Raw genomic sequence first — 13,414 nt, 5'->3', positions numbered from 1 at the left:
GGCGGATAGGGCAGACCGTGGGATATTTCACCCGATGATCAGCCCTGCAAAATGTCTTGCAGGGCAGCGCGGGGACCATGCTGAAGCATGCGGGTGATACGTGGCATCAGCGTTGTCCTCCTGTCAGGTTCGTGTTTCGCATTGGTAGCAGGGTAAGCCGTCGTGCGCGTGCTGGCAAGCCTGTCTCAGTCGTCGACGTGGTGCTGCACAAACCGCAACGTGCCGCAAATCGGTGCTGCCGTGCCTTTGTCGGAAGGATGATTAACGCCATCGTTCACGATCACTTCGTCGAAATCAAAGGGGCTTACGCCGTCGAGACAGGCCACGTTGACGCCAAATTCGTTTGGATTCGACCGCCGTTGGTGATGGGTATAAATCCCGCATGTGGAGCAGAAGTAGTGTTTCGCCGTCCCCGTGTTGAATTGGTACAATGTCAGGTTTTCGGCACCTTTGGTAAACGTGATCCCGTCGAGATTGGCGCTGACCGCCACCGCCCCACGCATGCGGCAAAAACTACATGAACAGCGGCGTGCCGTGTTCAGGCCGTCCGTCAGTGTGACGTCAAACTGAACCGCGCCGCAATGACACGCTGCATGGTGTTTGTCTGGCATTGGGTGTTTCCCCTTCAATCGTTAGCGCAAGGCACGCCCTTTGATAATGGCGGCATCGCCAAATTTTTTGCGGATTTTGTCGGCTGCCCGTTCTGCATCCGCGCGTTTGCCCGCATCCGGATCAAGCAGATCACCTTCGCGATCCGCATCCCCGTCCGATCCGATTTCCGACATGCCGACGCCCAGCAGCCGAAACGGTCCCCGATGGCTGACCTGATCGAACAGACCACGTGCTGTGCGGTAAATGGTATCGGCCATCTGGGTCGGATGGTGCAGGCTTTGCCGTTTCGACACCAGCTTAAAGTCCGAGGTTTTCAGTTTCAGCGTCACCACGCGCCCTGCTTTGTTCTTGGCTTTGGCGCGCGCGGATACCTTTTCGGCCATGCGCCACAGGTGCCCGTCCAGCAAGTCGATGTCTGCCGTGTCTTCGTTGAACGTTGTCTCGTTCGACAGTCCTTTGACGGGCGTGTGCGATGAAATCCGGCGACCATCTTCGCCACGGGCCAGCGCGTAAAGCCGTTCGCCCATTCCGCCAAACCGGTCATGCAGGTCGCGGCGGTCCCAGCGCAGCAAATCATCAAAGGTTTTGATCCCCGCTTTTTCAAGCGACTGCTGTGCAACGGGGCCAATGCCCCAGATCAAGCGGACGGGTTTGGGGCGCAAAAAGGCGGTGGTTTCCGCCTTGCCGATAATTGAAAAGCCCCTTGGTTTTTCCAGATCAGACGCGACTTTTGCGAGGAATTTATTGTGGGACAGACCGATTGATCCGGTAAGGCCGATCTCGTCCTTCATCCGCTTGACCAGTCGCGCCAGCATGACCGCAGGTGGCGCACCATGCAGGCGCGCGGTGCCGGTCATGTCCATGAACGCCTCGTCCAATGACAAAGGTTCAACCACGGGCGTGAGTTCATCCATCAAGGCACGGATCGCGCGTGATGCTTCGGTGTAGGCGTCGAACCGCGGCTTCACGACAACCGCTTCGGGGCACAGTTTGAGCGCTTGGAACATCGGCATCGCGGATTTCACACCTTTGATGCGCGCCACATAGCAGGCTGTTGAAACCACGCCCCGCCGCCCGCCGCCAATGATGACAGGTTTGTCTTCAAGTTCCGGATTATCGCGCTTTTCGACACTGGCATAGAACGCGTCGCAATCCATGTGGGCGATGCTGAGGTCCCACAATTCGTCGTGGCGGGTGACACGCGGCGACCTGCACGACGGGCAACGTGCGCCGTCTTCAAATTGGGTCAAACATTCGCGGCAAAGGGCGGGCATGGTCCTAAGATACGTCTTGCAGGGCAGGGTCACAATGGGCGACGCTGCGGGCATGATAGATGATTTTAACGGCGCAAAAGTCGCCCTGTTCATAGGCGCCGAACTGTTGGTGATCTTGCGGGATGATGATCCGGACATCGCTTTCCCGAACCTGTGGGATTTTCCGGGTGGCGGGCGCGAGGGGGATGAAACCCCGTTTGAAACCCTTGCCCGTGAGGTCAAAGAAGAAGTCGGGCTGACCTTGCTGCGCGACGCGATCATCTGGGAAAAATGTCTGCCGTGGTCGCAAGATGCGACGCAAAAGATATGGTTCTTTGTTGCGCAAATGCCTGCGGCGACTGAGGGCAAGATCGTGTTTGGCGACGAAGGCCAAAGGTGGGCGTTGATGACGCCTGACGCCTTTATGACCCACGACAGAGCGGTGCCAAATCTGGGGCAACGGCTTCGGCTTTGGATGGATGACGCGACCTAGGATTCGACTTTTACGTTGAATTACGGTGCAGCGCGATCTGGCGCGACCTATGCATTGCGCTGGAAAACACCCCGGATCAAAAGGATCACTTCATGCTGAACATCGGTCTTCTTGGCGCATCTTGGATCGCGCCCCAAGCTATCATTGATCCGGCAAGCATCGTGCAAGGCACCCGTATTGCCGCCGTTGCCGCACGTGATCTGGGCAAGGCGCAAACCTATGCTGATACCTACGGTATTCCAACGGCTTACGGCAGTTACGATGATCTTTTGGCGGACCCTGCGTTAGACGCGATCTACATCAGTTTGCCGCCAGCCTATCATGCGGTGTGGGCCATTCGCGCGCTGCAGGCAGGCAAACATGTGATTTGTGAAAAGCCCACAGCGATGACGCTGACAGAAGCGCAGGCAATGGTGGACGTGGCAAAATCCACTGGAAAACGTCTGATTGAAGCGTTCCATTCGCGCTATCACCCAGCGTTTTTGACCTGCATGGACTGGGTCGCGTCCGGCGATATTGGCGAAGTGCAAAGTATGACCGCGCATTTCGGCGTCGGATTTCCGGACGACGGCGTAAAGAACCAATATCGTCCCGAATTGGGCGGTGGCACGATCATGGATATGGGGTGCTACCCATTGCATTGGGTCCGGCAGTTGGCGGGCGGGGCCATTGCCGATGCAAAGGTAGAGGCGACGTTGGCAGAGTCAGGTGTTGATCTGACCATGGCGTCGGAACTGACGTTTGATAATGGCGTGACGGCCAAGATTTCGTCGTCCATGCATCCTGACACTGAATTTGATGCCTACCTCGAAGTGACTGGCAGTAAAGGAACGATCACCTTCAAGAACCCGCTGGTGCCGCATCAGGGTGGGGCGCTGTCCAAGACCGTTGATGGCGTGACGACGGATGCGCACGTGTCCACAGTGACGACCTATTGCTACCAGCTAAAGGCCATCGCGGAGGCGTTGCAGACGGGCGATGTGTTGCCGACCGAAGCTGCCGGACTTTTGGATCAGCAGGCCGAAATCGACCGGCTTTATGACGCCGCTGGCCTGTCACACCTGCGGATCACGATGCAGGATTATACTTAGGCCGTGAACGTCCACGTTGTGACCTGCGTATAGGTTTGGTCAGGCGTCAGGATAATCGACGGGAAATCGCGATTGTTCGGGGCGTCGGGCCAGAACTGTGCCTCTAGCGCGAGCCCTTCGTGCGTGGACCGACCGGGGCGCGCGCCGTCTTTGTTGTCGTAAATCTGAATGCCGGGTTCGGTTGTCGCAATCGTAAGCGATACGCCGGATGCGCCGGTTAAGGTTAATGCATCATGCAGCGGGCGGCGGTGATCCGCGAGGCAAAAGTTGTTGTCGAACATATCCGTTTGCCGCGAGATTTTGCGCGGCTTGCGGAAATCCATCGGTGTGCCGTCTACCGCGACGATTTCGCCTGTTGGGTAACACTGTGGCGTGCCCGGCAGGTAGCTGTCTGCGTGAACCGTCAGCGTGTGATCGTCCCAGCTGTCGCTGCCATCAAGGTTCCAATAGCTGTGGTTGGCAAAGCTCATCGCGGTCGTGGTGTCGCTTGTTCCCGTGATTTCCATCGACAGCGTGCCGGGGGCTGCCACGCGGTAGGTGACGGTGAAATCGCGGTTGCCCGGAAGGCCGCATTCGCCGTCGCGCATCGTGCAAGTCAGCGTCGCGTGGGTGTCGGATGCATCGACCAATGTCCAAGCGCGACGATGCGTCGCCTGTGCGCCGGAATGCAGATGGATCGCGCCGTCCTGATTGCGTTCGAGTTCATACATCATGCCGTCGATTTTCACGCGGGCATTGCTGATCCGGTTCGCAATCGGGCCAATCAGCGACCCGTGATGACGCAATCCACCTTCGTAATCGCCCAAATCGTCAGAGCCTAAAGTCAGGCTGTGATCCACGCCAGCCAGACGCACATCTTGGATAATCGCACCCCATGTCAGGATGCTGACGCTGAGATCACCCGCGCTGATCGTCACTTTTTCGACGTCAACGCCTGTGCTGCTGGTTCCAAAATGCATGGCTTAGATTTCCTCCCAGTGGACCCCCGCTGCCGGAATGATCACATCGCCCCATTTGCGGGCCTTCGGTGCATAGTTGAACACAAACCGATGGGTAGCGGTATCCCTGATCCGCAGACCTTTGGGTACATCGAACGTCGCAATATCAAGCGTGTCGCACAGGTTGCCGATGATTTGGTCAAAGGTGTCATCACTGGGCCAACCGGCCAAGTAACGCACATTGTCGCTGCCCATGATCGCAGGCTGGCCCGCCTTGGTGGACAGATAAACGTCTGCGTCACCTTCGAGATGATCGAACCAATGCAGAAATTTTCCACCGTTTTGCAGTTTTATCGCATCGGACGGCGGCAGGCTTTCGGCCATCACGACGCTGACGTCGGTGTTTGGCAGGTTAGGGCCAAGCGGGGTCGGAATCGCCAGTTCATTCGTTTTGGTATCGGTGCGTGGACCGATCAAGGCGATGCCGTCGAATGTGTCCAAAGCGGCGCGGAACGGATCGGACAGCGTCATCAGACCGGGTGCCAGTACCAGTTTATAGGCGGACAGATCGGCGGTTTCGGGGTGGACGATATCCACGCTTAGACCCGCACGACGCAACCCGCGATAGGCGGCAAAGGCGAGCCGGAACATATCAAAATCAGCGCCTTGCGGCTGCACGTCCCATGCCCATGCGCTTTCGTAATCGAAGACAAGTGCGACGGGCGAAGCGGCTGTGCCGACCTCTGGCAGTTGTGCAATTTCTTCGGCCACTTGCGCGGCTTCGGCGAGCGCAGGCGCTGGTTCTGCATCGGGGCGCAGCAAGGCAGCATGCATCTGTTCTTGCGCAAAGGGGGCCTGCCGCCAGCGGAAATAACACACGGTTTCAGCGCCATGCGCGAATGCTTCCCATGCCCACAGACGCGCCATTCCGGGTAGCGGGGCAGGGTTGTAAGGCGCCCAGTTTACGGGGCCGGGTTGCTGTTCCATCACCCACATACGGCCGCGGCCAACGGCGCGGTACAGGTCGTGGTGGAAGGCTTGGTTATCGGGGTGGCCTTGGCGCAGATAGGTCTGCTTTTCCTTTGGCGTCCCTTCGATCCGGTCAGACAGGAACCCGATCGGGTAGCTGTCCCAAGACGCGATATCGAGATCAGCGCCGACTTTCCAATGATCAAACGTCGTGATGCGCCCCATGTAGTTGTGGATGAGCGGGGCGTCCGTGTGCGGACGAATGACGTCGACTTGGGCTTTGTTAAACGCGACCACTTGGTCAGACGAATAACGACGGAAGGCCAATTGATGCGGATGGTTCGGTTCCGTCACAGTCAGGTTTGGCAATTCGATCTGATCGAATGTGTCATATTGCATCGACCAGAACACGTTGCCCCACGCACGGTTCAGCGCATCGGTCGATTGGTAGCGCTGGGCGAGCCAATCTTGGAAACCCTTTTTGGCAGCTTCGGAATAGGACAGCGTCGTGTCGTGGCAGTCGTATTCGTTGTCGATTTGCCATGCGGCGATGTATGGGTTTTTGCCATAGCGTTCGGCCATCAGACGGGCGATGCGCACCGCTTCGGCCCGAAATTCGAGATGGCTAAAATCATAGTGGCGACGCGATCCGAATTTTCGCGTTTGATTATTTGCGTCCACAGCAAGCATATCTGGATGCTTATCAATCATCCAGCGTGGCGGGGTGGCCGACGGTGTGCCCAGCACAATCTTCAATCCAGCCTTGCCCAGCACGTCAATTGCGCGGTCCAACCAGCCCCAGTCGTAGGTGCCAGGAGTGGGTTCCATCAAGGACCAAGCGAATTCGCCGATCCGAACCCATGTCAGGCCGTTAGCGACCATCTGGGCGGCGTCGGTTTCCCAACGGTCCTCTGGCCAATGTTCAGGATAATAACAAACGCCGAGCGTGCGGTTCATGGCGGTGCCTTTTGAGTTGTTTTGGACAGATGAAACAGAGGGCCGCGATCAGAGGATCACGCGGTGCTCTGCCTGGCCAATGGTTGTGGTGGGGGTGGCAAATGTTTTGCCATCATCAATAGCGGGCGCGGTCATGCCTTGCGTCGCGGATGTACAGTAGAGCGTTTTCAGGTCCGTGCCGCCGAACGCGGGGCAGGATGTCTGGCTGGCGGGGAACGTAACCGCTTGCAGGAATGTGCCGTCTGGCGCGTATTGTGCCACGCGCGATGCACCCCATTGCGCATTCCAGATGTTGCCATCGGCGTCCACAACGGCACCGTCGATGCCGAAATCCTCGTCGCTAAGATCAACGATCAGGCGCGGTTTGCCGGACGGCCAGCCATCCGCATCAAGATCTGTCGCCATCAGTTTTCCAACGGTTGTGTCGGTATAGTACGCGATGGTCCCACAAGGTGCGAAGCAAATGGCATTGGTGATCGTCACGTTATCAAACAAACGGCGCAGTTCACCGCGGTAGTAACGGTAGATCGCCCCTGCTTTTTCTTCAGCGTTAAAGCCCATGGTACCGATCCAGAACCCGCCTTGCGGATCAGCGCGGCCGTCGTTGGAACGGGTCACTTCGTTATCGCTTTCCAGACCGCAGACGTAGGTTTCTTCTTCGGTTTCAAGGTCGAAGGTGAACAACTGCGTGGCGGATGCGATCAGGAACGTATCGTGATCGACCCAGCCTGCGGCAGACACGTATTCGTCGAATTCCCAGTATTTGCCCACTGTGTGCAGCCGCTTGTTCAGGATGTCGAACCAGAAGAACTGCTGGCGTTCGGGATGCCAGATAGGACCTTCGCCCAAAGCGCATGGTGTATCGTCGATAATCATTTGGCAGCCTTGTAAGCCGCGACCATGCCTTTCGCCCGCTCAGCGACATCAGCAACAGAGAAACCGGGTTTGAACAATGCTGACCCAATGCCAAAGCCGTCGGCGGACGCATCCATCCACAAACGGAAGTTATCTGCGCCAGCACCGCCAACCGCGTAGACTTGGGTACCTGTCGGCAACACCGCACGGATTGCTTTGATGCCGTCAGGGCCGAGCAGGCTTGCTGGAAAAATCTTGAGACCATCAGCACCGGCCTTCAACGCCGCGAAACATTCGGTGGGTGTCATCACGCCGGGCCAGCTTGCCATGCCTGCCGCTTTGGTCGCCATGATCACGCGTTGGTCACAGTTGGGCGACACGATCAATTCGCCGCCTGCATCACGTACACGACCCACATCGTCGGTGGACAACACCGTGCCTGCGCCGATGATCGCGGCGTCACCAACGGCGTTTTTCATGGCGGTGATGCTGTCGAACGGCGTCGGTGAATTCAGCGGAACTTCGATCTGGGTGATGCCTGCGTCGACCAAGGCTGTGGCCATGGCCGGGGCTTCTTCAGTTGTAACACCGCGCAAGATCGCGATCAGGGGAAGGTGGGACATAGAATTAACCTTTCAAGCGGCGGTAGGCCGCGATGAGACCAGCAAGAGTGACGCTGTCACCTTGCACTTGGGTAGCGGGCGCGCCTTGCAGACCAAGGGCTTTGACGTAAAGGCTAGCAATGTCACCAGCGCCAATCACGGCGATCTGTTGACCTAACCAATAAGGGCGCGCGCCAGCAAGTTCAGCACCGATCAACAGGCCGGACAGGCGACTACGCGCCGCTTCGTTTGTCATGTTATGCAGCAGGCCGTCGGCGCGCAGCGAAAACAGGTTCGCGGCCAGCTTTTCTGGGCGTGACATCGTTTCGGAAACGGCTGTTTCAAACACGCTATCGTCCCAGCCGATACTATCCACCGAATGCTTCAGCACGGTGTGACCAGAGATAGCCGCAAACAATTCGCCCGTCATATATGTTTGAAAACTGACGATTTCGTCGGCGCTGACATGAACCCATTTGGTGTGGCTGCCGGGCAGGCAGATGATGCCATCCCAATTCGGATTGCGGGACAGGAAGCCCGCGATCTGGGTTTCTTCGCCGCGCATCACGTCAGCGGGGCTGTCCTGTGAAATGCCTGGGATGATGTGGACCGACAGATCGGGATCGTCGGTCGGAACTTTGGTGAAACCTGTCGTTGCCGCAGGGCACGGCACGCGGTCATACTTCGCCTCGGCCCAGCCTTGACGTGCACCAACCATGCCGCAGGCGACGACGGTCATCGGGCCGTTGATCCACTTGCCAGCGACATCGCGCAGCGCGGGTTCAAATCCTGTGCGGTCTAGTTTGCCCATGCCTTGGTCAGAGCTTGCTTCGGCCAAGATATCGCCGCTGGCTGACATCGCCCACACACGCAAGTTGCTGGTACCCCAGTCGGCGGCGATCCAGTCTGGTGTGATCGTGTCAGTCATGATGTCTCCTTTGGGGCGTCCGTCAATCGCGTGCCTTCGATGACCCACATACGGTCAGGGAAGGTCCACGGCAATGTCACACCGTGGCGCATCAGATAAGCACCGGATACTTCGATTTCTTGGGTCTTGAGGATTTGATCGCCACGCGACAGCGCAGGCGCGCTGGTCCGGTTGGCAAGGTTGATCCGATATGTCGCTGTGGGAACCAAATTGGTTAACCGCAGTGGGCGCGGCGCGATTTGCGCGCTTGTTGCGGCTTTGCCCGCGAAGACGACAAACTGGTCGCCGTCTTGTGCCATTTGCTGTTCTGCGATGACGGCCGGATCGGCGCTATCCAGACGCAGAATGTCCGCCTTTTGCATCCAATGGCGGTTGTGTTTCCACCACGATGTTACTTCGGTCAGCACTGCGACTTCGTGATCGTCCAACTCGCGCGGGTCCATTTCGAAACCCATGTGCCGTTGTGCGGCGACCCATGCGCGGAACGCGATATCCAGCACCCGACCGGACGTATGGCAGATGCGCGGGCCGACGTGTGATCCGGTCACGGATAGGGGCAGGAACAGCGCCGCATCATGTTGAATGCGCAGGCGTTCCAGCGCGTCGTTGCTGTCGGACAACCAAACACGTTGGGTCCGTTCCATAATACCGAAATCGATGCGACCGCCGCCTGATGCGCAGCTTTCGATCTCTGTATTCGGGAAGTCAGCACGTAGCCGGTCGATCAAGGCGTAAGACCCGCGGGTCTGTGCCGCATCGGGCATTGGCAGCACACGGTTGTGGTCCCATTTGATGTAATCGACGTCATGATCACGCAGGATCGCGGACATCCGGTCGTACAGGAAATCGCGGACTTCAGGCAGCGCCATGTTCAGCGCTTTTTGCTGGCGGCCCAGCGTCTGGTCTTCGCTGCCTAGGGCCCAGTGCGGGTTGGCGCGGTGGATGTCGCTGTCTTCGTTGACCATTTCAGGTTCAAACCAGATGCCGAACGTCATCCCAAGGCTATGCACGTGATCCACCAATGGGCCAAGGCCGTCAGGGTATTTGCGGGGATCAACGGTCCAGTCAGACAGGCTGCGGGTGTCGTCATCGCGCTGACCGAACCAGCCGTCATCCAGCACAAAACGTTCCGCGCCAAGTGATGCGGCCTTTTCGGCGATCTCTTTCAACACGGGCAGTTTGTGATCGAAATATACGGCTTCCCAGCAGTTGTAATGTACCGGACGTGGCGCATTTGGCTTTGGCCAAGTCACGATCCGATCGCGCAGGTGACGTTGGAAAGAAACCGCACAGCCGTTCAGACCGCTGTCGGAATACGTGATATAAAGCGGAGCGGTTTTGAATTGCTTGGATGGTTCTGTTTCCATCCGTGCGGCGTGACCCCATTGGATTTGACGACGACCGTCTTGCAATTCTTCGGCGATCATCCGGTGCCCACCGGACCAGCCGTAGTGGAAACCGTAGGCTTCGCCTTGGGTGTTCGTCGCACCCGTACACGGCACGATCAGACCGGGGAAATGTTCGTGACCCGTGCGACCTGTCCGGTTTTCGCGGTAACGGATGCCTGCACCCCACGCTGTGCGGTTGGGCTGGAATTCACCACACCAACGGCCTGAGAAATCGATCATTTCGTCAGATTGTTGCGGACCCGGCAGAACAGGTGCTGCAAGCCAATGCAGGTGCACTGGGCGATCTGCATCAAGCGTTGTTTGGCAGGTAATAATATGCGTGTGCGGATCTGGTTTGAAGCTGACGGTTAGTTGCAGGCCGTTGTCGGCATCACGGTATGTCAGAACGATCCCGTCGGTTTCATCGACGCTTTCAAAGCAGAATTTCGGCAATAGCGGCGTGCCATCGCTGTCGCGGACAATCAGACCGGGCTGGCCGGGGAAAGACCGCGTGGCTTCTGGGCAAATCGACAGATCGGGGTTTTCGTCCAGCATACCGCCCGTCACGTCCAGCGCGCCTGCGGCATGAATTGTTGTCAAATCTTCGTCCATCGGCAGGGCAGCGCCCCAGTAGACAACTTCGTGCAGGCGGTCATTGCGGGCCGCAAGAACAAGTGTTTGGCGGTCATCATCAAGGCGATAAGTGCGTGTCATGGAAACTCTACAGGCGATCAGGTCCGGAAGCGGACGGCTTCTTGTTTCAATAGTTGAAACTAGGTTTTGAATATTGATACTAAAGCGGCTATCGTCGGAAAATGTCAACTGCTGCAATAGGGGAGGTCGCCGCAATGTCACGTGACCATGAGGATGGAACTGTCGGTAAGGCACTGGCGGTCTTGGATCAAGTTGCTGCATTTGGACAGCCTGTGCGTTTTGGAGAAATCCTTGCGCAGTCGGCGTTTCCGAAGCCAACATTGTACCGATTTGTCCAAACGCTGACGAATCAGGGCATGCTGGCCTATGATCCGGATCGGCAAACCTATTCCCCCGGTGTGCGTTTGGTGCGACTTGCGCATGCGGCATGGGCGCAATCCACATTGGCCCCGATCGCGCGACCGCATTTGGATGCGCTTAGCGCAGAAGTTGGCGAAACAGTGCATCTGGCCCAACTAGACAATGCGCAAGTTCTGTATCTGGAAAAACGCAACGCGGCCCAGCCTGTCAAAATGTATTCCCAAGCCGGTAAAGTTGGCCCCGCGTATTGCACGGGCGTGGGCAAGGTTATGCTGGCTTACACCGAAGATGCGGCGTTGGATCGGATCATTGCACAGCAGTCTTTTCACGAATTTACACCCAAAACCCTAACCAACTCTGAAACGTTGATGGAAGAATTGGATGCGATTGTCGCCCGCGGTTACGGGTTTGACGATGAAGAACACGAACCGGGGATTATCTGTATCGCGGTGCCGATCCTGACTGAAAAAGGGCGGCCGCTGGGTGCGTTGTCTGTGACCAGCACCACGGCGCGTCAATCGTTGAAACAGATGGAAAAGCTTGCACCGATGCTGCAGCAAACCGCCCGCGACATCGCATTCGATGCCGCGAACTGGCATATTCGGGACGAAGATTCTTAGCGTTTACCGTAGTAAAGACCGACGACATGTTCGGCTTGCGCGAAGAACAACCAGCGCAGCGTCAAGACGCCCGCGATGTGGCTCAGCACAGCGAGCAGCGCAAAAAAGTGGTTGAATGGCAAGATCAGAAGCAGGACAGGCAGGACAAAAGCCAAGCCCATTGCGATCATCCGCAGCTTTTCAGCATGTTTGCGGCCCACAACGTGCACGAATTCACGCAGCAGATAGTTGGTGCCGGTATGCGGTGGTTCGAACGCGCGGACCTCACCGATGTTGCCAAGACCTGTCGCCGTTTTTAGGTCTGTCCCTGATTCCGCTAACCGTGTATCGCCAGACATCCATGCGTAATATTGCAATGCGGCAGCAGCGGCGAGCAGGACAATTGCGATCCAGACTTGGCCAGCAAACAGCGCACCGCCGCCGATGGACAGGGTCAGGAACAACGCAGGCGTCGTCCAATGTTTCCAACGCGGCACTGTTTTCAGTTGGGCGTAGATCATCGACGTTGTGAAAACCGTGGCCAATGCGCCTAACGCGCCCAGAAAGCCAAGGAACCCCATGTGCGTGCCAAACAATGCGCCAAGGGCATAAATCCCCATGATGACGAGCGTGACGACAGCGGCAATCCCTTCGCGGGACAACCAGCTGGTGCGCCATTGGCTAAACGCTTTGATCGCGCGTTCGGGGTGACCAAGGTGGAAAGTGGAGGCGAGCAAGCCGCCAACAGCCATCGCATATGCAATCGCAAACCAGATGAAAGCGCCGAACCCCGTGGGTTGCAACGCGCCGAGGCCAAGCCAGAACAGCAAGCCAAACCCGAGGCCCGAGAAGGTGGTGAAGATGATAACACTTGGTGCGGGATGCATTAGTTTGTGCCTCCGGGTAGGGCGTTCAGCGCTTTGTCGAGCCAGCCAACAAAGCCTTTGGCGTCTGCGGCGATTGGTTCAAGGTAAGGGGCAAGCACGTCAAATTCAGGTGCGACGTCTTTCGGACGCGGCGGCAGGTATTTGTTGACGGGCTTCGTGCCTTGTTCGGGCATTAAGTCCATCCCGCCGCGTTCGCGCGTCAAGACACTGACGTTGCTCTCTGGGTCAGCGAAATCACCGAAGTGTCGCGCGCCTGCAGGACATGTGCGCACGCAAGCAGGCTGACGGTCTTCTTCTGGCAGGTTTTCGTTATAAATCCGGTCCACACACAGGGTGCATTTCTTCATCACACCCTCGTCCGCATCCAGTTCGCGCGCACCATACGGGCAGGCCCATGCGCATAGCCCGCAGCCGATGCAATCCTGTTCGTTGACCAGAACGATCCCGTCTTCGACCCGCTTGTAGCTTGCGCCAGTTGGACAGACGGTGACACATGGGGCGTCTTCGCAGTGCAGACACGATTTCGGGAAATGGATCAGTTGTGCTGCAGGTTGCGGTTCGTCTTTCAGCTTGGGTGGCTGAACTTCGTAGGAATGCACGCGGTTTAGGAACGTGCCCGTTGGATTTGCACCGTAAGGGTCCTGATCCGACAGCGGCGCGCCGTAGTTTTCGGTGTTCCAGCCTTTGCAGGAAATCACGCAAGCATGGCAGCCGACGCAGGTATCAAGGTCGATGACAAGGCCCAGCTTTTTCTGCGTGGAAGTAGGTAAGGTGGTCATGATTGGCCTCCTAAATGTGTGGACTGTGCCAGAGATTTCGGCAGGAATT

13 protein-coding genes are annotated in these 13,414 nt (G+C 57.5%); 3 read left to right on the top strand and 10 right to left on the bottom strand.

What is annotated here, in order from left to right; genetic code table 11:
* Positions 1-185: 185 nt before the first annotated feature.
* Positions 186-611, bottom strand: a complete 426-nt coding sequence (locus K3729_00255; protein ID UWQ99272.1) for a GFA family protein — start codon at positions 609-611, stop codon at positions 186-188.
* Positions 612-632: 21 nt separating this feature from the next.
* Positions 633-1,886, bottom strand: a complete 1,254-nt coding sequence (locus tag K3729_00250; protein UWQ99271.1) for a DNA polymerase IV — start codon at positions 1,884-1,886, stop codon at positions 633-635.
* A gap of 34 nt (positions 1,887-1,920) precedes the next feature.
* Between K3729_00250 and K3729_00245 the strand changes: the two genes are divergently transcribed.
* Together K3729_00245 and K3729_00240 are read left to right on the top strand one after the other, a co-directional pair.
* Positions 1,921-2,358, top strand: coding sequence for an NUDIX hydrolase (locus K3729_00245; protein UWR00881.1), 438 nt, complete (start codon positions 1,921-1,923; stop codon positions 2,356-2,358).
* Positions 2,359-2,450: 92 nt separating this feature from the next.
* On the top strand, positions 2,451-3,449 hold the full coding sequence (locus tag K3729_00240; protein ID UWQ99270.1) for a Gfo/Idh/MocA family oxidoreductase: 999 nt from the start codon (positions 2,451-2,453) through the stop codon (positions 3,447-3,449).
* On the opposite strand, the gene K3729_00235 is transcribed toward K3729_00240, so the two are convergent.
* The 6 genes from K3729_00235 to K3729_00210 are packed head-to-tail and all read right to left on the bottom strand — an operon-like array spanning position 3,446 to position 10,800.
* Complete coding sequence (locus tag K3729_00235) at positions 3,446-4,408, bottom strand: galactose mutarotase (GenBank protein UWQ99269.1); 963 nt, start codon at positions 4,406-4,408, stop codon at positions 3,446-3,448. The genes K3729_00240 and K3729_00235 overlap by 4 nt on opposite strands.
* Positions 4,409-4,411: 3 nt before the next feature.
* Complete coding sequence (locus K3729_00230; protein ID UWQ99268.1) at positions 4,412-6,313, bottom strand: beta-galactosidase; 1,902 nt, start codon at positions 6,311-6,313, stop codon at positions 4,412-4,414.
* A 48-nt stretch (positions 6,314-6,361) separates the two neighbouring features.
* The gene (locus K3729_00225; GenBank protein ID UWQ99267.1) at positions 6,362-7,189 is read right to left on the bottom strand and encodes an SMP-30/gluconolactonase/LRE family protein; all 828 of its coding nucleotides are present in this window, start codon (positions 7,187-7,189) and stop codon (positions 6,362-6,364) included.
* Positions 7,186-7,791, bottom strand: a complete 606-nt coding sequence (locus K3729_00220; protein ID UWQ99266.1) for a 2-dehydro-3-deoxy-6-phosphogalactonate aldolase — start codon at positions 7,789-7,791, stop codon at positions 7,186-7,188. Before K3729_00220 ends, K3729_00225 begins: the two co-directional genes overlap by 4 nt.
* A 4-nt stretch (positions 7,792-7,795) precedes the next feature.
* Positions 7,796-8,698 (bottom strand): 2-dehydro-3-deoxygalactonokinase, encoded by a 903-nt coding sequence (locus K3729_00215; GenBank protein ID UWQ99265.1) that lies wholly within the window; start codon positions 8,696-8,698, stop codon positions 7,796-7,798.
* The gene (locus K3729_00210; GenBank protein UWQ99264.1) at positions 8,695-10,800 is read right to left on the bottom strand and encodes an alpha-galactosidase; all 2,106 of its coding nucleotides are present in this window, start codon (positions 10,798-10,800) and stop codon (positions 8,695-8,697) included. The genes K3729_00215 and K3729_00210 overlap by 4 nt, the downstream gene beginning before the upstream one ends.
* 134 nt (positions 10,801-10,934) lie before the next feature.
* Between K3729_00210 and K3729_00205 the strand changes: the two genes are divergently transcribed.
* Positions 10,935-11,720, top strand: a complete 786-nt coding sequence (locus K3729_00205; GenBank protein UWQ99263.1) for an IclR family transcriptional regulator — start codon at positions 10,935-10,937, stop codon at positions 11,718-11,720.
* Here K3729_00205 and K3729_00200 read toward each other — a convergent pair.
* Both K3729_00200 and K3729_00195 read right to left on the bottom strand, forming a co-directional pair.
* A complete protein-coding gene (locus K3729_00200) occupies positions 11,717-12,586 on the bottom strand; it encodes a dimethyl sulfoxide reductase anchor subunit (GenBank protein UWQ99262.1) in 870 nt (289 codons plus the stop codon). The two genes, K3729_00205 and K3729_00200, sit on opposite strands and share 4 nt — an antisense overlap.
* Positions 12,586-13,365, bottom strand: coding sequence for a 4Fe-4S dicluster domain-containing protein (locus K3729_00195; protein ID UWQ99261.1), 780 nt, complete (start codon positions 13,363-13,365; stop codon positions 12,586-12,588). Before K3729_00195 ends, K3729_00200 begins: the two co-directional genes overlap by 1 nt.
* Positions 13,366-13,414 lie beyond the last annotated feature (49 nt).

Source organism: Rhodobacteraceae bacterium S2214 (genome assembly GCA_025141675.1).
GTDB lineage: Bacteria > Pseudomonadota > Alphaproteobacteria > Rhodobacterales > Rhodobacteraceae > Yoonia.
This window is presented reverse-complemented; position numbering and strand designations above follow the sequence as displayed.